The following is a 19,031-nucleotide window of genomic DNA, read 5'->3' as shown; positions in this document are numbered from 1 at the left end:
CCACAGGAAGCCACCATTCTTTGCGCGGCGGCAGGTCATTGGCCGGACATCGCCCCTGTCCGATTCCAGCCTTGTCCCCTGCCCGACATCCGATTTCGGACAGCCGTGTGCACCACTGCGAGCCCGTCCGAAGCGTGCTTGAATCGGCGGCTCACGTCGCTTGGGGTCGAATGGGTCGTAATGGGGGTGCACAGCCGTGCCTGATGTCCGCAGGAGCGTCGCCGAGGAGTTGTACGCCCGCATCGCCGGGGACCCGCACTGGCTGCCCGAGCAGGTGCGCCGTGAACTGGACTGGTCCGACGAGCAGTTCGACACCGCGGTGAAGGAACTGACGGGCCTGAACCTGCTCGTCGAGTCCCGGACGGCGCCCAGCGGCTGGACGGTGCTGACCCCCGAGTCGGCGGTCCACACACTCGTCGGCCAGGCGATGCACACCTCGCTGTCCGTCCTCGACCAGGTGGCAGGCATGCGCCGCTCCGTCGAGAGCCTGGTGACCACTTTTCAGCCGATCCACCGCCGCAGTGTCACCGAGGCCCAGCTGGAGGTCCTGCTCGGCGAGGCCGAGGTCACCGCGGCGCTGGAGGACGCCACCCACCACGCCCGCTACCGCGTGCTGTCCATGCACCCCGGCCGGCCGCTGCCGGCGCCGGCGCTGAGCAGCGCGCTGGAGCGGGACGAGGCCGTGCTGGAACGCGGCACCGAGATCCGCACCCTCCACCTCGCCTCCGCGGCGGCCGTCCCCCATGTCATGGACTACCTGCGCCGTGTGGGCGAGCTCGGCGGACAGGTGCGCACCGCCCATCTGCTGCCCATGTGGCTGATCGTCATCGATCACACGCTCGCCTTCGTCGCCCTCCCCGAGTCGCTCAGGGCGCCCGACGGGACGGTGTCGGCCGTACGGGTCCGCGGCGAGGTGCTGGTCGGGATCTTCGAGGACGTCTTCGACCACTGCTGGGGCAGCGCCACCCCGCTGGTGCCGAGGACGGCGGGCCCCGGGCCCCGCGAGCCGGAGTCCGACGAGCCCGGGCTCACCGAACGCCACCGGCAGGTGCTCCAGTTGCTCTCCGGCGGACTGACCGACGAGGCGATCAGCCGCAAACTCGGGGTGTCCGAACGGACGGTGGGCCGCCAGGTCGCCGAACTGATCAGCAGACTCGACGCGGAGAGCCGCTTCCAGGCGGGGGTCAACGCCGCCCGGCTGGGCTGGCTGGAGCCCTGAGCCGGACGACGTGCCGGGGGCGGTCAGCGGATGATGTGGTCGAGGATGTTGTCCAGGTGGCGGCGCAGATACCGCATGAACGGAGTGCCGCCGGTGCCCACGTCGTTGGAGTTGGACGCGTCGCGCTGCGCCTGCTGCTGCACGTACCGTGCCGCGTAGTCCAGGTGGAGCCTGCGGAAGGCATGCATGGCCTCGATGCACTCGTTGTACGCCGCCACCGCCCCGTACGGACGCTCGCGCAGCAGCATTCCGCGCAGGTCGGCCCGGGGCCCGACCTGCTCGATGAACGCCCGGTGCGCGGGCGGGACGTAGTCCCGCAGGGAGAGCATGTAGTCGGCGAGCGGGTCCGCCTCGTCGCTGATGCCGAACACTGTGTCCAGGAACGGGATGATCGCGCTCTGCGCCCCGGTCTCCCCGCTGAAGGACTGCGGCCGCCCGCCGAAGGCGGCCACGCCCTCATAGCGGATGCCCTCGGGGAAGGCCGGGTTGTTCTTCCAGCCGAACAGGAACCGCCGCACCCGGTGGTAGTAGACGTACGGATCGCATCGCTCCGGCATGCGGGCCAGCACCGCCTGCATGGCCGCGAGGCTCGCCGCGACCCGCCGCAGCTCCACGGCCACCGTGTCGGCGTCGCCGCCGAGCACGGCGTCCTGGGCACGCACGCAGGCCGTGAGAGCGGGTGCGGCGGCCGCCTCGATCGCGATGTGCACCAGGACGAACCAGTCGTCGTCCATGCCGCCCAGGAAGTCCTGGAGCCGCGCGATGTTGCCCAGTTCGACGGGACGGCTGTCGTCCAGGCGCCGCCAGTTGTGCAGTTGCTGCGTCGCGTACGACAGGATCGGCGGGCGACCGAGGCGGGCGGCCACCGCGGCCCAGGGCACGGCGATGTTCGCGGGCACCGAGGAGACGGGCGGTTCCGTGTCGTTGATCCACGCGTGCCCGAAGTACGACAACAGCAGCATGGCCCGTTCCAGTTCGGCACCGTCCCGCAGCGCGGCCGTGTCGAACTGGGGAACGTCCCGCAGGAGCGTCCGGGCACAGCCGCTCACCAGGTACTTGGGCAGCTGAGCCGCGATGTCGTCCCATTCGGCGTAGGTGCCGGACAGATGGCGCAGCGGGTCGATGCCGGGCAGGAACCCGTTGACCGGGTCGACGCCGTGGTCCGTCAGGGAGATGTGGGTCAGGGGAGGGTTTACGAGGGTCTCGTTCATCGGGCACTTCCCGTGCTGGATGCGGTGAGTCGGTCGAGGTGCGCGTAGCCGCGGGCCAGCGCGTACCGGGTGCGGTCCTCCGGGATGGGCCAGCCGCCGGCCGAGGGTCCCTCCGAGAGGTGCACTCCCGCGCCGTGCAGTTCCCGGATCCGCTCGGCGACGGACGCGATCAGCTCGCGCTGGGCGCGGACGAAGGCGGCGTCGACCGGTGCGCCGTGCCCCGGGACGACGACGGTGTCCGGACCGATGAACGCGAGGGCGGCGTCCAGGGTCGCGGGCCACTCGAAGGGGAAGGAGTCCGGCCCCCAGATCGGATCGCCTGCCTCCTCGATCAGGTCACCGGCCACGACGACGTCGGCGTCCGGCACCACCACCCACAGGTCTCCGGCCGTGTGGGCCCGTCCGGTCCAGCGCAGTTCGACGGTGCGGTCGCCGAGGTCGATCACGGAATGCCGGTCGACGAGATGGGTGGGCCGCGCGATCCGCAGGCCGGCGACCTTCGCCTGCCACTCGGGCCCCTGGTCGGTGAAGGTCTCCAGGAAGAACGGGACGGCCGGGTCGTCGGGGGTGAGCACCTCCGGTACGGAGCGGTGCGCCCAGATCTGCGCCGGGGGCTGCTGGTACGGGGCGGTGAACGCCACGTTGCCCCAGGTGTGGTCGAGGTGGGAGTGGGTGTTGACCACCCAGCGCACGGGCACGGACGCGAAGGAGGCGATGTCCCGCTTGATCTCCTCGCCCTCCTCCAGCGAGCACCGGGTGTCGACCACGGCGACGCCCCGTGCCCCGACGACGGCCGTCACCGTCACGTCGCACGGCTCGTACCGGCGCTGGAACACCCCGGCCGCGACCTCATGCCAGCCCGTCGTCATGACAACTCCTCGTTCGTGTGCGTTTCTTCGGCCGCGCCGGTGCGATCGGCCCAGGTGGCGGCCGCGCTGGCCGCGACGACACAGACCAGTCCGGCCACTTGGGCAGCCCCCAGGGACTGGTGGAGCAGGATCAGCCCGGCCACGGCGGCGACCGCCGGTTCGAGACTGGTGAGAATGCCGAAGGTCCGTACGGGCACCCGCCGCAGCGCCGTCATCTCCAGGGCGAACGCGGCCACCGGCGACAGCAGCGCCACCCCCGTCACCGCGGCCAGCAGCAGCACCGGGTCGGCGCTGTCCAGCAGCCCGGTCGTCCCCTCCTGGAAGCCGACGGGGGTCACCACGAGCGCGGCGACGGCCATCGAGACCGCGAGCCCCTGGTAACCGTCGAAGACCTCGCCGACGACCCGGGTGCACACGATGTACCCCGCCCAGCAGGCCGCCGCCGCGAACGCCAGCGCCAGACCCGTGTAGTCCAGGCCGCCGCCGACGCCCCCGGACCCGGCGAAGCAGATCAGGGCGACGCCGGTGCCCGCGAGGAGCGCGCACAGCCCGTGGACCGGCTTGCGGGAGGCCAGTACCGCGACGGCCAGCGGCCCGAGGAACTCGACGGTGGCCGCGATGCCCAGCGGGATCCGGGCGATGGCCGCGGAGAAGAGCAGGGTCATGCCGGCCGACGCCGCGCCCAGCAGCAGGACGGTGCTCCACTGGCGGAGCGTCTTGCCCGACAGGACGGGGCGGGCGAACAGGAGCAGCAGCGCCGCGGCGATCAGCAGCCGGAGCCAGGCGGTGCCGGACACGCCGAGGTGGTCGAAGAGCTTCTCGGAGCAGGCGACGCCGGTCTGGAGGACCACGATGCCGCCCACCGCGATCAGCGCCCCGGACGCGGGGGCCGTCGCCCGGCCGGGTGGGCTCGTGGAGATGTCGAGCTGAGTCATGGGGCCTCTCGGGCCCCCGTGGCGCAGTGACTCGCCACGGGGACCTGGTAGTTCGGGTCAGACCAGGGCGCGGCCGTGCTCGCCGTACCGGCGGCCGTCGGCGCGGCGGAGGTCGGCGAGTACGTTGATACGGCGGATCCAGCGATCGGTACCGTCGTAGCGGGCGGTGAAGGGCTTACGGCCGTGCACCGCGCGCTTGTTGTCGACGATCAGCATCTCGCCCGGGGCCAGCGCCACGTCGCGCAGGTTCGCGTCGATGCCGTCGATGATCTCCTGGAGGGCGGCGGCGGCCTCCGGGTCCAGGTCGCGCGGCATGAACGCGGGGTCGATGCACAGGTGGGGCGCCTCGGGCGGACCGGACAGCACCGAGGTGCGCCGCGGGGTCTCGTTCATCCCGGCGATCTGGGCGAAGGCGCGCTCGACCCAGTCGCTCTCCTCGAGACCGGTTGTCTCGGCGTTGAACTGCTCGGTGTGCGACTCGTCGGGCAGGATCACGAAGCGCTCCTCGAAGAGCACCTCACGGGCCTTGTCGGAGAGCTGGATGTCCTGGATCGCCGCGAAGGTGGTGGGGACCGCGTTGTGGTTGCGCAGCCCGAGCAGCATGATCCAGTCGGCGCGCAGGGGGTGGAACGCGTCCTCGTTGTGCCACTCCAGGTTGACCGTGGAACTGGAGCCCAGCTGCTGGTGCTCGTGCCCCTTGATCGGGAAGAGGTCGAGGACCATACGGCCGCGCTGCTGGGTCAGGTACGAGACGGGGTCGCCGAGCAGCGAACCGAGCAACAGCAACAGGGCGCCGGCCCGGGCGGCTTCGCGGCTCGCGGGCTTGTCCGTGTAGGCGGAGGGTGTGGGGCCGGCCACGGCCTCGTCGACGGGCAGGTTGGAGATCACCATGCCGCCGTAGGGGCGGCCGGTCAGGCGGAAGGTGTTGAGCCGGGCCCGGACGGACAGCGGGACCTCGTGGGCGAGCAACGACAGTCTCTCCAACTGCCCTTCGAGCGGGACGTCCTCAGCGACGTCGAGGATCCCGTCCGCGATTTCCTTGAGCTGTGCGCTCTCGGGGTCGGTCAGCTCCAGGAAGGGAACTCCGTCGGCTGGTCGAGCGGGCAGCTCGGCGGCTGTGGGCAGTTCGAACGCAAGTGACACCGGAAACGTTCCTTCACATTTCGGCGAGAGTGGGGTGCGACGCGTCGGGGGCAGGACGCATCCCGTGGGTCCCGTCACCGCCGCGACCTACTGGATTCTTGACGGCCACGAACCCGATGACCATGGCTGACAGGCGTCCGGAGCCGGTCACGTCCGGAACCGGACAGCCGTGGCGGGCGGCAGGAGGGCCGAGCTGTGCTCGGATGAACGCCATGCAATTTGAACTACGCCCCCTGGAAGGCCGTTTCGTCGTCGAACGGGCCAAGTCCCCCGCGGACGTGGACCAGGACACCTGGCTGGCGCTGGTCCGCGCCCCGGAGGGCCTCACGGTGATCCGACGGGCGACGCCGACAGACCCGGACGCCACGGAGCGCTGGTCGGCCCTGTACGGCGGCGACACACCCCACGCCCTCGACCTCCCCGGCGTCCTGGCCCGCCTCCTCACCCCACTCGCCGAGGCAGGCGTCCCGGTGTTCGTGGCATCGACGTACGACGCGGACGTGATCCTGGTACCGGAGGCACAGCTGACGGCGGCGGGGCAGGCGCTGGGCGAGGCGGGCGTGACGGTGACGTCGCCCGCGCAGGAATCCGGCACTCCACCCGACGCCACGGCTTGCGGCCGGCCAGCCCCTGACGCGCCGCCGTGGTGAAGCACCGCCGCGGCGAAGAGAAGGCGACGGCCGACCCGAGGAAGCGGCCCAGAGAGACAGGCGGCGACTGAGAAAGACAGACAGCGGCCACAAGTACGCCCTCGACGCCCAGCCTCATGTCCCGGGTCCAGAACGGCCGTACGTCGGTCTTCACCCGGTTCCCTGCGGAGGAGGGCCGGACAGGACAGATGCTCGGCGAGGGCCTGGAAGACGCAGACGTTCGGGATCCCGGACGCCCCCGCCCCCAGCACCGGCCCGCCCCTGCGCCAAGTCGTCCCCTCGCAGGATCTCCCAGCGTGCCCGCCGCAGCGGTTCACCCTGGGCCCCCCAGGTCGGCGGCGAGTCACCTGGCCGTGCGGTCGAAGACGGCCAGCGCCTCGGCCCGCCGGCCGCCGTGCCTCAGCGGGCCGAGATCCCGCACGCCGCACCGGTCCCGGTTGAGCGGGACTTGGCCAGCGCCTTCATGTCGCGCGCTCCCCGTTTCCTGCGCAGCTCGCAACCGAACTGGTGCAACTCGGGAGTGCACAAAGCGGACGAATGTGAGCATCTGAGCGGCCCGGAATTGATTAGCCCACTGGATCCGACTCCCTGATCAACCCCCGCCCCCGAAAAGTCGTGTCTGCCCGAACCAACAGGACAGAAGGGAGCGGGGCCATGTCCCGTTCACTCCGCAAGAAGTTCGCCGGCGCCCTGGCCGTCGCCGCCATGGTGGGTGGGTCGCTGACTCTGGCCGCCGGTGAGGCCAGTGCCATCCCCGTCCCCAACCCCCCCTGCAACTCCCCCGTCTTCACTGCCTGCGTGGCGATCTCCAACCACAGCGTGGACGCGAACAGCTGGCGTATCAGTGTCACCGAGCCCAACGGCCACAGGTGGGACCGCTGCCTCGTGGGCGGCCGAATGCACAGCACGAGCCACTGGCAGAGCGTGTGGTACTCCAACAGCGACAAGGTCACGCTGACGGCCTACCGCGGCGGGAACTGCGAGGGATGGAGCAGGAACGACGACTGGTGGGGCGACTGGTGGTCGACCCAGGACCAGTACCACATGATCGTCGTCAACAGGCACTGACCGTCGTATACCGCTCGCACCAGCGGACCCCTCTCTCCCCGTTGCCCCTCTCCTCTCCCCACAAGGAGCCACTCAAGTGCGTCCCCATACTCCGACGAGCCCCGAAGCAGCGCCCGCAGTGAACAAGAAGCGAAAGGCCCGCCGCTGGCTGGGACCGGCGCTGAGCCTGGGTCTCGCCCCCCTCGTCCTGCTGGCCTCGCCGGGTTCCGCCTCGGCGGACACCTGGTGCTGGAAGCCGGACGGCTACGACATCCGCAAGGGCGACACCACCTGGGCGAAGTCGCAGACCCAGGCCCACAACACCTTCCAGGACTGGGTGTGGCGCGGGCCCACCTTCCGCTGCCCGACGAACGTCCCCAGCTGCTCCTACGCCTGGAACCAGCAGAAGACGACGGGCTGGCAGTGGTCGGTCGGCCTCAGCGTCAACAACCCCGTCCCCTACCTCAACCAGGTGCTCGGCAGCATCACCCCCTCCTACGGGCGCAACGGGTCCACGTCCACCACATTCACCTTCACCACGAACCTGAGCCCGGGGCAGTACGCCCAGCCGATCCAGGTGGTGGAGCGCCGCTGGACGCAGGGCACCTTCGTCGGCGCCTTCCGCACCGACCACTCCGGCTGCGGCCGCGGCGAGGAGCGGTACTGGTGGGACGGCAACTACGAGTTCGGCCATTGGCAGGCCAACCTCAAGGTCAACGACTACGGCACGTACAACGTCTATAGCTGACCGCCCCCAGGCCGGTCCGGCCCCGGTGTTTCCTGCACCTTCACCGGGGCCGGGTCCTCTTCCCGTTCGACCTCCGGCTTCGTGAGGAACCCCAGCCATGCACCCGCGCCGTCTCCCCCGCACCGTCCTGCCCGCGGCCGCCGCCCTCCTGTGCGGTCTGCTGGCCTCCTGCTCCTCAGGCAGCGCGTCCCCAGCCGCCGCCGGCACTTCCCCCACCGGTGCAGCTCAGGTGACGACTGTCTCGCCCGACCCCGCCGCCACCCCCTCCGTCAATTCCTCGCCCAAGACGCTGCCGCCTTCCCGCCTGTGCGCCGTCCTCGACCGGTCCGCCGCCCGGCAGGTGCTGACCGACCCGAAGCAAGCTCCCCGCGTCGCGCCCAACAAGGGCACGGCTCCGGACTCGTGCAGCTACACCTCCGGTGACGGGACCGCCATGCTGACCCTCAACCCCTCCACCCGCTCCTACGCCGCCGAACTCTCCGCCGCGCACAGCCTGGTCCGCGACCCCGCGTCGGCGGGCATGCGCGACGTGAAGGTCACCGAGGTCGACGGGCTGGGGCAGGGCGCCTTCAGCGAGACCACCCAGGTGCTGCGGCCGCGGCAGAACGTCGCCTACGTGGTGTGGCGCGCGGGTTCCAGAACCTGGGTGCTCACCCTCGCGGAGACAGCCGGGGCGAAGGGCGCCGACCGCCTCGTATCGCTGGCCCGGCAGATCACCCCCCGGCTCCCGCGCTGACCCCGCACGGCCGCCGATATGGCGCGTCCGGCACGTACGTCCGCCACTGTTCCCGCGTCAGGCCGGTGCCCGCCCGGGCGCACACCCGCGCGATCGCCCGTCCAGGATCGACGGCGTACCGCTGGAGCGGGACGTGCACACTACCCGCGTACAGGGTCGTGCCGTCGGGTGAGAAGGCCAGGGACTCGATGCCGTCGCCGGGCGTGGTGAGCGGGGTGCCCAGCGGCTGGCGGGTCGCCACGTCCCACAGCTGCACGCTGCCGGCGTCGCCGCCCACCGCCAGCGTCCGGCCGTCGGGGCTGAACGCCAGCGCGTTCACCGCCTCCGGGCGGTCATCGAGCGGCGCCGGGAAGACGTCGCGCAGCACACCGGCGCGCCGGTGTGCCGTCCCGTCCCACAGGGCGACCCGCCCCATGTCGTCGCCGACCGCCAGCAGGGAGCCGTCGGCCGAGAACCCCACCGCGCCCACGTGCTCGCCCTGCACCAGGTCGCGGCTCGTGACCTTGGCCGACGGCAGCCGGGCGAGCCGTCCGTCACCGACCAGCAGCCCGCCGTCGGGGCGGACGGCGAGGTGAACGCTGGCCAGACCCGGCAGCACCGCCGTCCTGCGGCGAGCCGCGGTGTCCCACGCCTCGCCGTACAGGTCGCCGCCAGGCTGAAGAGAGGAGCGGGCGGCGTACAGGGTGCGTCCACCGGGTCCGAGAGCGGCCTTCACCACCGAGTCTCCGGGCAGGACCAGGGTGGAGCGGACGCGGTGACGGGCGACGTCCCACACCGTGAACGACTGTGCGACGACCTCCCGGCCGGGCTCCGAGACGCCGTACGCGAGCGCCGTGCCGTCCGGGCTGAACGCCAGCAGAGCGAGGGGGTCGTCAGGGATCCCCGGGTCGGGATCGCGGGGGACCGGCGCCTTCACCGGGGGCAGGGTGCTCAGCAGCCGGTCGTCGGCGGTGGCGCGGAGCTGGAAGAGGTAGCGGCCGCCGGAACGCTGGGCCGTGGCGTACGTACGGCCGTCGGGGCTGAAGCGCACGCCGTCCAGCGGGGTGCCGCGCCAGGCCCGGGTGGCCGCCGGGCCAAGGTCGAGGGTGTGGACGGTGTTGCCCTCGATGTAGCGCAGGGTGCGGCCGTCCCGGTCCCAGGCCGGGCCGCCGTAGGGGCGCTGGTTGTGCAGGGAGTGCCGGAAGACGGGCACTTCGGGGGCCGCCAGCCGCCACACCTGGATCTCCTCGCGGTCGGCCGTCGCCAGGAAGGCGCCGTCCGGGCTGAACGAGGCGTACTGCACCCCGTTGTCGTCGAGGTCGGCGATCCGCTTGCCAGTCCCGGTGTCCCAGACCCGGAGCCCGGTGCCGGTGGCGGCGGCCAGCCGGTCTGCGCCGAGCGCGAGGACGGTCGTGTTCGTGTCCTCGTCGCAGATGCGGTCCTTCTGCCAGTCGCCCGGCAGGGCACGGCGAGCGGGGATGTCCCACAGCTGCGGGGCCTGCCCGCCGGAGCAGACGGCCGCGCGCCGTCCGTCCGCGCTGAGCGCCGTGACCGTCATACCCGGTGCCGGGGCCTCGAACAGCACGCGGCCGTCCACGAGCGAGCGCAGCCGCAGCCGGTCGCCCTCGGTGACCAGGAAGGTGCGGTCGTCGCCGCCGAAGCGGACGTCGGAGTCCTGCGGCAGCGGGTCGGGACCGCCGGTCCAGTGCCCGGTGGCGGTGTCCCACAGCCGTATGCCGTCAGGGCGGTTGATCACGAGCACCCGCACGTCCGGGCTCGCCCCGAGCACCAAGCCGTCCGGCAGCCGGCCCGAGCCGGTGCGGTGGCGCGTTCTCACGTCCCAGGTGCGCCAGGTGCCGTCGGCGGGGCTCATCAAGGTGCGGCCGGAGGCGGAGAGGGAACGCCAGGCGGAATCGCCGGGCACGGGGTCGGTGAAGGTGTCCGTCTCCTTCTGGGCGAGGGAGCCGAGCAGGGCGCGGCGGGTCTCGGGCAACTCGGCGACGCGCCAGGCAGCCGCGCCCAGCAGCAGCGCCGCGCGCGGGTCGGTGGTGCGCAGTGCGTCGGCCACGTCGGCGACCTGGCGGGCCGCTTCCTGGATACGTTGGCGCTCGTTGTCGTCGTAGGCGTCCCAGACGGCGAGGGCCGTCAGCAGCGCCACCACCAGGACGGCGGACAGCGAGACGGTCAGGATCCGGTGTCTGCGGCTGATCCGAACTGCGGCCCTGCGCTCCGCCTCCCGGGCGTCGAGCGCGGTGGTGAGGAAGTCCCGCTCCGGCTCCGTGAGCGCGAGGTCGGCCGCCGGGTCCGGGAACAGTTCCTCGGCCCGGGTCAGCCGGTTGCCCCGGTACAGGGCGCCGGGGTCGCGGTCGTGCTCCAGCCAGGTGCGGGCCGCGTCGGCGAGCACCCGGTGATGGCGAAGCCGTTCGCGGTCCTCCTCGATCCAGCCGTGCAGCCGGGGCCAGCAGGTGATGAGCGCCTCGTGGGCGAGCTGCACACCGTCCTCATCGGCGGTCAGCAGCCGGGCCCGGGTCAGCCGCTCCACCACCACCGGCACGTCCGCATCCGCCCACTCCCCCAGCTCGGCCCGGGAGAGGGGGCGCCGGGTGTCGGGGGTGCCCTGACCCGGCTCGACCATCCGCAGCAGCAGATGCCGTGCGGCACGGGCCTGGGCCGGCGTCAGGCCGTCGTACACCTCCTCGGCGCTCCCCGCGATCGCACCGCGCACCCCGCCGGCCGCCTCGTACCCGGCGAGGGTGAGCATCCGTCCCTTGCGCCGACTCCAGGTCTCCATCAGGGCGTGGGAAAGCATCGGCAACCCGCCCGGTTCGTCGAGGACCTCCTCCACCAGGCGGGCGGTCAGCGCCCGCTCGACGCGGCACCCCGCCTCCCGGGCCGGTCCGACCACCGCCTCCCGCAGTTCCTCCTCCGTCATGGGCCCGAGCAGCAGCCCGGCGCCGTGCAGCGCGTCCGCGAGGCCGCGATGCTCGGCGCAGCGGGCGTAGAAATCGGCGCGTACGGCGACCAGCACGCGCAGTCTGCTGTCCGGGGCGCGGGCGGCGAGCAGCAGGCCGATGAAGCGGGAACGTTCCTGCGGGTCGCGGCAGAGGGTGAAGGCCTCCTCGAACTGGTCCACCACCACCCAGCTCTCCGGCTCGTCCTCGGCGGGGCTCAGCAGATGTCCGTACGTCGTGGCCGGCATGGCCCCGGGGGTAAGGATCCGCAGCACCGCGGGCAACCCGCGCGCCCCGATCTCCTCCCGCAGCCGCGGGACCAGTCCGGCCCGCAGCAGGGACGACTTTCCGCTCCCCGAGGGGCCGAACAGCACCGCGAACCGGTGCTCGCACACCAGCTCCCCGACCTCGTCGACCATCCGATCCCGGCCGAAGAACAGATGCCGGTCGCCCGGCTCGAACCGGGCGAGCCCGCGGTACGGCGCCGGCGCGTCCTCGGCGATCTCCACGGGGGCCCGGCTCGCCTCCGCCTCCGCGTCCTTCCAGCGCATATCCCACTCGGCGGGATCGCCCTCGCAGGCGCGCACATAGCCCTGGAACACGGCGAGAGAGGGGAGCCGTTCACCGGCGGCAGCCAGTGACAGCGCGGTCGCCGAGAAGCCCGCCGCCTTGGCCATCGTCCGGTACGAGGGGCTGCCCGCGGCCCGGCGCAGCTCCCGCAACTCGTGCGCGAGCCGCTGGATGGGACCGGCCGTCGGGTCCACCGGTCTTTCGGGACGCCCCATGACGCATTCTCCTTACGCCTGACGCAGACGTCATCGGTGATGCTCGGAGCGACGACCATACGGATGGCTCGTTGACGTCCAGGTTGCCTCCGGATGAAGGGCAGGTTCCTGCCCGACGGGTCCGCGGTCGTGGATGTCGGCGGTCAGGACGCCGACGCCAGGGGCCGGTTCGCTCGCTGTGGGCCTGAAACCCCATCCCGCCGTCATGCGGGACCTGTGGTCATCCTCGGCCGGAGTCGTAGCCCCAGCGAGAGCGCCCGCCCTTGCGGGCGGTCAGATCGCCGAGGCGCGGGAGGCACTTGGGCCTGGGTGACCAACGGTCCAGGCGTTCGTGACCGCCCCTCGCGGAGACCCGCCAGGCCCCAGGGGATCCGGAGGGGAGAGACAAGCCTGCAAACCCCGGAATCAAACAATTCCCCGCTTCCACCGGGCACCGCTCTGCCCACGAAGGGCACGAAAACGCCCTCCGAAACACGCTGCACCAGAAGCCCACCGTGCACCGCAAGCCCATGCGCAGGCGGCGAAGTGCTTCGTGGACACACCCCAAGGTCAAGAAAACGAAGAAACCGCAGGTCAGTGGCCTGATCTGCGGTTTCCCCTCGGAGCCGCCTTCGGGATTCGAACCCGAGACCTACGCATTACGAGGCCACGAGTGATCGTGTTGCCTGGTGACAGCTGATGCCTCGGGATGCTGTTGTGGCTGATCAGACCGCCTGCGTTGTGCTGAGCGCCGTTACCTGGTGCTGCAGCGTCCAAAGTCATCCGGCCACTTCTTGGCCACCCCTGGACCGGGACCGCGCTGTTCGGCGGCTCTGAGCACCGGCTGTTGATTCCCGACAACATCTCCGACCGTACCAGCCTCCCCTACTGGCAATAGCGCTCGCTGTGCAGGTCAGCGCGGATCTCCGCGACGCGCTTGTCTTTGGCGCCTACGGCTCCGGCCCGTTGTGGCGGCATACGGCTCCACCTGGGGACGCATCCTGCGCTTCGCCGTACCGACCGGATGAACTGCCCGGACGGAACTGAGGCGTTCGCTGTTTTGAACGGCGCCTGAGGTCTGCTCGCAATCAAGCGGCGCGGACTGCGCTGTCTGGCCAGGGGCCCGTTCCGCAGCCTTCGAGTAGCTTGCCGGGACATGGCTGAGGAGAATTCCCGTACGCCGCGCGAGGAGACGACGCTGGAGCGGGCCGACCGCAACTACGGCGAGCTGCTCCAGGAGTTGAGGATCATCCAGACCGGGGCCAGATCCTGTGCGCGTTTCTGCTGACCCTCGCCTTCACCGCCCGCTTCCCCACGCTGGATACGGCACAGCGCACCATGTACCTCACGACGCTGCTGCCGGCGGTGCTCGCGGCGGCCCCGTTCACGGCGTCGGCCGCCTTGCACCGCACGCTGTTTCAGCGCGGGGCCAAGCCCGAGATCGTGCGGACCTCGTCACGGCTCGCGGGGGCGGGTATGAGCGTCCTGACGCCGGCCCCTTCCGGTTCCGTACTGCTTGTCGTGGACGTGGTGCTCGGCCGGGTCGAGGGTGTGATCGCAGGGAGCGCGGCACTTTTGGTGTGCGGCGGCCTGTGGGGGTCGTTGCCACAGCTGGTCAGGCGGCACGCCGCACGGTCCGAGGCCCACGCGGACCTGGGACCGCCAACCGGAGCGAACCGGCTGGGCGCCAGGCGCCACGCGTGATGCCCGTCGTGCCGAACCCCGTTGCCGACCGTGACTGCGAGGCGGGCGCCCCGTGGGATCCCCCTGATTCCAGAACACAGCCGCCGCGGAGGCGACAGGATCAGTGACCGGGAGGCGCTGACATGTGCAGCAGCCGTTCGGTGATCTCCCGGTACTGCCTGAGCGCGAGCCGTAGTTCCTCGGTCTGCGCATCGGTGTCCTGGTCCTGCCAGCTCGCGCGCATGCTGCGGTAGCCCTGGACGTCATGGGGATGGTGGACGGAGAGGGCGGCGAGCTGCTCCTCGAACCGCTCGCCGTCGGGGAAGCCACGGTCCCTCGCCAGGGCGGCAAGGAGTGCGTCGGCCTGGGTGACGGCCTTCTGCGGCGAGTCGACGAACTGTTCCTGGGGGTCGGCCCATCGAGCCCTGTACTGCGCGCGGGCCTCGGGGGACAGCGGCTGCTCCTCGAGGGAGCCGTGTTGCTTGACGCGGTCGCCGAGCTCCCGTTCGGCCGCCTTGGTGTCGCCGTCGTGGTCGGTGACGGCACGGTCGTACTCGGGTCCGAAGCGGTGCTTCAGCCCACTCCCACCGCCGTCTCGGATACGTCCACGTCCGACGATGAGGGCGGTGACCGCCACGATGACGATCACGGCGATGATCACGATGGTGAGCATGGCGGCCTTCTCTGGCTCTCGGCTCGTAGGTTGTGCTGCTTCATTGCCACACCCGTCACTTCCTGTGGGGCTGGTTCCGCGTTGGCCTGCCGGGTGGCCCCCACACGACGTGGGGGCCACCCGGGGCGTTTGTGGTCAGTGCTTGAAGGCGTCCTTGGCCTTGTCGCCGGACTGCTTCAGGTTTCCGGAGATCCGGTCGGTCCTGCCTTCGCGCTGCATTCGCCTGTTGCGGGTGGTCCGGCCGAGGCGTTCGGTGACCCGGCCCTTGAATGCCTGGGTCTTGTGCTTGATCGTCTGTCCAACGCTCATGACTGTCCTCTGCTCATTCGCTGGATGGGCTCCCGCGCGTGATCGCCGTACAGGCCGCCGTTCCCGCGGGCGGGAGAGCGCAGCTGGTGTGGACTACCCGCGACTGCGGCCGTATCGGCGTCCGCCGCCACGTCCACCGCCGCGCCCACGCATCGCGAAGCCGACGATCCAGAGGACCAGCAGTACGGCGGCGACCCACCAAAGGGCCTGCATGGTGAAGCCGAACCCGAACACCACCAGGATCAGCAGAAGGAGAAGAATCCACAGGATCATTGCCGGGCCTCCAGATCGCGGGAAGTTCCTGGTTCCGCGGGGTCCGGGCGAAGCGGGAAGGTGGAATGCGTCGCCCGAACGATCCGGAGCGGCATAGCCCTACGCCGTGATGCCAGTCAACGCCCGGCAACCTCCCTTGTCAACGCGGTGCCGACACGGGAGAGGTCTGCGAGCTGGGCGGGGGCCGCTGGGGCAGACGGAGCCTCGGTGGGAGCGTCGACCGGCTCGGCCGGCGGGGCCGGCAGGACGTGGTCCTCCCACCAGGACAGGGCCATCACGACGGCGAGCAGGACGAAGGGCGTCGAAGCGGGAACGATCAGTACGTACATGCGTACCGCCTGCGGTGGGATGCGTGCGACGCAGCGGGCAGCAGAGGGGAAGGACGCCCGCAAGGGGCGCATCGGTACCGCGCCGGGATCGGGTGGCGACGGCGGGTGCGGGAGCGGCCTGTTCGTGAACGGGGCAGGTTCCGGCACTGATGCGCGAGGTGCGCCCTCGAAGGAGCGCGAGAGGTGATCGACGCTGCCGGGGGCTCGGGCCGTACCGTGCACGCTAGCCCTCGCCGCATCCCCTGAACAGACGGCAAGTGGCCATCCGGTCCCGGCACAGAACGCTGACCTGGGCCGCTGTCCGCAACCTCTGGGTAGGGCTACGCTGTTGGAACAGGCCCCGGCCCCCGGCAGTGATGCTTTGCTCCGCTCCGGGAAGGCCGGCCGTGTTCGTTCTGCTCCTCATCCTCATCGTGGTCTTGTTCGGCCTCGGTTTCCTTCACCCCATCTGGTGGGTGGCCGCGGCCGTGTTGGTCTTCGGCGCCACCCGGCACGGCCGCGATCGTGGGGGAGGCTGGATCCATGGCGACGGTTCCGATCTCGGGGACTACCGGGACTACCAGGATCGCCGGGATCGCCAGGACCGCTGGGACCGCCGCTACAGCCGCCAGAACCGGGCGCGTTGGAGGCGGGAGGACCGTCGGGACCATGAACGCCGCGACCGATGAAGTCGCCCACACCCAGAGGTTCCGGGGCGGCTTCCGCCGCACCGGACGCGCAGAGATCGTGGAGAGGTGGATGCCATGCATCGCACAACCTTGCTCCCGGAGAATTGGTGGGACGTGGCGGCCGAGGCCGCGGTAGGGAATGCGGCCGGTCAGGATGTCGTGGCGCTGCGCGCCGAGATCGATCAGCTGCGGCGGGCGCTGGCCGGCCGTGCGGTGATCGACCAGGCGTGCGGCATGGTGATGGTCCTGGCCCCCTGCCGCCGTGGAGCGGCCAGAAACCTGCTGGTGGACATCTCGCGACAGTGCAACACCAAGCTTCCGGACGTGGCCGTGGCCGTGGTCGCCGCCTGGGAGGGGGAGCCGCTCTCGCGGCCGATGCAGCGGGCGCTGCGGCATGCGCTGCGGCGGCTCTACGCGGAAGACCGAGGGTGCGACGCACACCTGGCTGATGAGCCGTCCGGAAGGGGAAAGTCATGATTCGCGCAGCCGATGTCCGGGAGTGGCGCGACCGCAATGTCATCGATGCCCAGTCGCACAAGATCGGTGTCCTGGAGGCGGTCTATGTGGACACCACCACCGACGAGCCGGCCATGGCCACGGTACGGACCGGCCTGCCCACCCGACACCGTCTGGTCTTCGTCCCCCTTGGGGGCGCGATCGCCGGGCCGGACTATCTCAAGGTCGGCTATGTCAGGACGTTGGTGAAGCAGGCCCCTTCGATCGGCACCGACGGCGTGCTGCCCGCCGAGCAGGAGGAAGCGATCTTCAAGCACTACGGACTGGCCTACCAGCCCGGGGCGGCCGGAGAACGGCAACTGGCACGCCGCTGACCACCTACGGACAGGATGACTGCCCTGTGAGGCACGCACCATGCACCGGCTGACCACGCCCCGCGAAGAACAGCGGCTGTCGACGGCCGTGGCATCGGCGGAAGACACGGCCCTACTGGCCGAGGTCGTCGAACTACGCGCCACAAACGAGCAGTTGGGCCGCGCGCTGGCGAGCCGTGCGGTGATCGACCAGGCGTGCGGCATGGTGATGGCTCTGGCGCCGTGTTCCAGCGAGCGGGCCTGGGACCTGCTGGTGGACGTGTCGCAGCACTGCAACATCAAGCTCCGGGACGTGGCCGCGGCCCTGGTCGCCACCACGACCGACGAAACGCTTCCGGAACCGATGCAGCGGGAGCTGCGCCGAGCACTGAGGCGCCTCCGCCTGGAGGACCGGAGATGACGGTGTACATGCTCCAGCGGACGGCACCGGGAGCTGTGAACTCAACTCGCCGGTGCCTTCGCCCAGAACGACCGTCGGACGCCTCCGTTGGGTGGCCCACCTCGTGGAACTCAAACGCCGGCCTGCCCCGCTCACTTACCCCAAAACCGTTGAACAGACAGAACGCTCGAAGGGCGCCATCCCACCGGCGGCGTCATTGCGGTGGCGGCAGGTAGACGGTGAGCGTACGTATCGCTTTGTCGAGGTGGAGCGTGCCGGCGGCCGGGCTTACTTCGCCGTCACGGGTGTAGTCCCCTTCCTCGCCCATTCCGTCGATCCGCAGCCGGGTGACCGTGGTGGCCTGGTAGACGCGGGAGCGGGCGAGGGTTCCGGTGAGGAAGGCGGTGACGAGCCGGGTGCGGGCGAAGGGGTGGCTGCCGTCGACGGTGCGGATGTCGAGGAGTCCGTCGTTGAGGCTGCGGCGGTAGGAGGGCGCGAAGCCCGGCGGGTCGTAGCGGCTGTTGCCGGCGAAGAGCAGCCACAGCCGTCGGTGCCGCCCGTCGACGGTGACCTGGCTGGGGGTGCCGTCGGCGAGGACGCGGAGCAGGCCGATGCACAGGGCGGGCCACTTGCCCAGGCGCCTCTCGCGGGCTTCCCGGGCCCGGACGAGTTCGGGGTAGACCCCGATACTGAAGGTGTTGAGGAAGTACGTGCCGGCACCGTCTGCGGAGGTCACCCGGCCGAGGTCGACGGCTCCGCCGTAACCCGCCTCCACGGCGTCGGCGGCGGACTTCAGGGTCACAAGACCAAGGTCGGCGGCGAAGTGGTTGAGGGTGCCGCCGGGGAACACGGCCAGTGGCAGTCCGCTCTCGGTGGCCCGGACGGCTGCCGCGTTGACCGTCCCGTCGCCGCCGACGACGCCGAGCGCACCACCTCGGGCGAGCACGTCCTTGGCGGCTTGGTCGAGCACCAGGTGCAGGTCGACGCCACTCTCACAGAGCCGTATGTCCGCCATCGGCAAGAGGATCCGCAGTTCGGCTTCGGCCGGGGTGTCGCCGCCCGCGTCGCTGTTGACGACCGCGACCAGCCCTTGCCCTGCGGGAAGCGCGGGGACAGTGACGTTCGGCCGGGCGGCATCCGCGGGCTCGTCCACGTGCAGCGGCCACCAACGGCAGGTCGCCGCAGCGATACCGATCCCGAGTGCGGCGCCCGCAAGGACATCACTGGATGAGCACGTGCGGGCACGAAAGACGGCGGCTGCTGCGGCAAGCGGGACGAGCGCGGCGCCCAGCAACGGCGACTCCAACGCCACGGCCGACGCGAAAGCCGCGACGGAGGCCGCATGCCCGGACGGCAACGCCCGGGTGGCGGGCCGAGGCAGAAATCGGTGGCCGGAGGCAGACTTGGCGGCGATACCGACGACGGCGGAGGCCAGGGCCAGGGAGCCGGTGCCGCGCAGGGCGGCACGGCGTGCACCGCGGTCGCCGGACAGACCCATCACCGCCGCGCCGGCCAGCCACGGCAGCATGGGGTGGGCCGAGGCGACACGCGAGAAGAGCCGTGCATCGGGTGCGCGGAGGTGTCTCATGCCGACTGCGTACCCGTGGCGGTGGCGACCACGCGGCCGCCTGCCCA

Annotated in this window: 19 protein-coding genes and 1 pseudogene; 10 read left to right on the top strand and 10 right to left on the bottom strand. The window is 71.1% G+C overall.

Annotation, left to right across the window (positions count from 1 at the left end):
• Positions 1–196 precede the first annotated feature (196 nt).
• Positions 197–1,219: a LuxR C-terminal-related transcriptional regulator gene (locus AB5J49_RS26740; protein ID WP_369171279.1), complete on the top strand. Its 1,023-nt coding sequence runs from the start codon at positions 197–199 to the stop codon at positions 1,217–1,219.
• Between the two features lie 23 nt (positions 1,220–1,242).
• Here AB5J49_RS26740 and AB5J49_RS26735 read toward each other — a convergent pair whose 3' ends face one another.
• From AB5J49_RS26735 to gntD, 4 genes are read right to left on the bottom strand one after another with little or no spacing between them, the layout of a single operon-like run.
• Positions 1,243–2,430, bottom strand: a complete 1,188-nt coding sequence (locus tag AB5J49_RS26735; RefSeq protein ID WP_369171278.1) for a hypothetical protein — start codon at positions 2,428–2,430, stop codon at positions 1,243–1,245.
• A complete protein-coding gene (locus AB5J49_RS26730) occupies positions 2,427–3,299 on the bottom strand; it encodes an MBL fold metallo-hydrolase (protein WP_369171277.1) in 873 nt (290 codons plus the stop codon). Before AB5J49_RS26730 ends, AB5J49_RS26735 begins: the two co-directional genes overlap by 4 nt.
• Positions 3,296–4,234, bottom strand: coding sequence for a DMT family transporter (locus tag AB5J49_RS26725; RefSeq protein ID WP_369171275.1), 939 nt, complete (start codon positions 4,232–4,234; stop codon positions 3,296–3,298). The genes AB5J49_RS26730 and AB5J49_RS26725 overlap by 4 nt, the downstream gene beginning before the upstream one ends.
• 57 nt (positions 4,235–4,291) lie before the next feature.
• Positions 4,292–5,377 carry a guanitoxin biosynthesis L-enduracididine beta-hydroxylase GntD gene (gene gntD / locus AB5J49_RS26720; RefSeq protein ID WP_369171274.1) on the bottom strand — a complete coding sequence of 362 codons (1,086 nt, stop codon included), beginning with the start codon at positions 5,375–5,377 and terminating at the stop codon, positions 4,292–4,294.
• Between the two features lie 212 nt (positions 5,378–5,589).
• Here gntD and AB5J49_RS26715 point away from each other — a divergent pair, with 212 nt between their 5' ends.
• From AB5J49_RS26715 to AB5J49_RS26700, 4 genes are all read left to right on the top strand, one after another.
• On the top strand, positions 5,590–6,027 hold the full coding sequence (locus AB5J49_RS26715; protein ID WP_369171272.1) for an ACT domain-containing protein: 438 nt from the start codon (positions 5,590–5,592) through the stop codon (positions 6,025–6,027).
• Between the two features lie 654 nt (positions 6,028–6,681).
• Positions 6,682–7,095: a hypothetical protein gene (locus AB5J49_RS26710; protein WP_369171271.1), complete on the top strand. Its 414-nt coding sequence runs from the start codon at positions 6,682–6,684 to the stop codon at positions 7,093–7,095.
• 118 nt (positions 7,096–7,213) lie between these two features.
• Complete coding sequence (locus AB5J49_RS26705; RefSeq protein WP_369171270.1) at positions 7,214–7,822, top strand: hypothetical protein; 609 nt, start codon at positions 7,214–7,216, stop codon at positions 7,820–7,822.
• 97 nt (positions 7,823–7,919) lie between these two features.
• Positions 7,920–8,558 carry a hypothetical protein gene (locus AB5J49_RS26700; protein ID WP_369171269.1) on the top strand — a complete coding sequence of 213 codons (639 nt, stop codon included), beginning with the start codon at positions 7,920–7,922 and terminating at the stop codon, positions 8,556–8,558.
• Here AB5J49_RS26700 and AB5J49_RS26695 read toward each other — a convergent pair.
• Positions 8,536–12,273, bottom strand: coding sequence for a hypothetical protein (locus tag AB5J49_RS26695; RefSeq protein ID WP_369171268.1), 3,738 nt, complete (start codon positions 12,271–12,273; stop codon positions 8,536–8,538). The two genes, AB5J49_RS26700 and AB5J49_RS26695, sit on opposite strands and share 23 nt — an antisense overlap.
• 1,135 nt (positions 12,274–13,408) lie before the next feature.
• On the opposite strand from AB5J49_RS26695, the pseudogene AB5J49_RS26690 reads away from it, so the two are divergent.
• A pseudogene (locus tag AB5J49_RS26690) lies at positions 13,409–13,956 on the top strand (DUF6328 family protein).
• Positions 13,957–14,056: 100 nt separating this feature from the next.
• Here AB5J49_RS26690 and AB5J49_RS26685 read toward each other — a convergent pair.
• From AB5J49_RS26685 to AB5J49_RS26670, 4 genes are all read right to left on the bottom strand, one after another.
• Complete coding sequence (locus tag AB5J49_RS26685) at positions 14,057–14,608, bottom strand: hypothetical protein (RefSeq protein WP_369171267.1); 552 nt, start codon at positions 14,606–14,608, stop codon at positions 14,057–14,059.
• Positions 14,609–14,743: 135 nt separating this feature from the next.
• On the bottom strand, positions 14,744–14,917 hold the full coding sequence (locus AB5J49_RS26680) for a CsbD family protein (protein WP_369171265.1): 174 nt from the start codon (positions 14,915–14,917) through the stop codon (positions 14,744–14,746).
• Positions 14,918–15,010: 93 nt separating this feature from the next.
• Positions 15,011–15,187: a hydrophobic protein gene (locus tag AB5J49_RS26675; RefSeq protein ID WP_369175271.1), complete on the bottom strand. Its 177-nt coding sequence runs from the start codon at positions 15,185–15,187 to the stop codon at positions 15,011–15,013.
• Between the two features lie 119 nt (positions 15,188–15,306).
• Positions 15,307–15,519 carry a hypothetical protein gene (locus AB5J49_RS26670; RefSeq protein ID WP_369171264.1) on the bottom strand — a complete coding sequence of 71 codons (213 nt, stop codon included), beginning with the start codon at positions 15,517–15,519 and terminating at the stop codon, positions 15,307–15,309.
• 386 nt (positions 15,520–15,905) lie between these two features.
• On the opposite strand from AB5J49_RS26670, the gene AB5J49_RS26665 reads away from it, so the two are divergent.
• From AB5J49_RS26665 to AB5J49_RS26650, 4 genes are all read left to right on the top strand, one after another.
• Positions 15,906–16,187, top strand: a complete 282-nt coding sequence (locus tag AB5J49_RS26665) for a hypothetical protein (protein ID WP_369171263.1) — start codon at positions 15,906–15,908, stop codon at positions 16,185–16,187.
• A gap of 75 nt (positions 16,188–16,262) precedes the next feature.
• Positions 16,263–16,664 carry an ANTAR domain-containing protein gene (locus AB5J49_RS26660; protein WP_369171261.1) on the top strand — a complete coding sequence of 134 codons (402 nt, stop codon included), beginning with the start codon at positions 16,263–16,265 and terminating at the stop codon, positions 16,662–16,664.
• Positions 16,661–17,017, top strand: a complete 357-nt coding sequence (locus AB5J49_RS26655) for a PRC-barrel domain-containing protein (protein ID WP_369171260.1) — start codon at positions 16,661–16,663, stop codon at positions 17,015–17,017. Before AB5J49_RS26660 ends, AB5J49_RS26655 begins: the two co-directional genes overlap by 4 nt.
• Positions 17,018–17,057: 40 nt before the next feature.
• Positions 17,058–17,417 (top strand): ANTAR domain-containing protein, encoded by a 360-nt coding sequence (locus AB5J49_RS26650; RefSeq protein ID WP_369171258.1) that lies wholly within the window; start codon positions 17,058–17,060, stop codon positions 17,415–17,417.
• Between the two features lie 193 nt (positions 17,418–17,610).
• On the opposite strand, the gene AB5J49_RS26645 is transcribed toward AB5J49_RS26650, so the two are convergent.
• The gene (locus tag AB5J49_RS26645; protein ID WP_369171257.1) at positions 17,611–18,984 is read right to left on the bottom strand and encodes a diacylglycerol kinase family protein; all 1,374 of its coding nucleotides are present in this window, start codon (positions 18,982–18,984) and stop codon (positions 17,611–17,613) included.
• Positions 18,985–19,031: the final 47 nt, after the last annotated feature.

Origin of the sequence: Streptomyces sp. R28 (genome assembly GCF_041052385.1) — a bacterium.
GTDB lineage: Bacteria > Actinomycetota > Actinomycetes > Streptomycetales > Streptomycetaceae > Streptomyces.
This window is presented reverse-complemented; position numbering and strand designations above follow the sequence as displayed.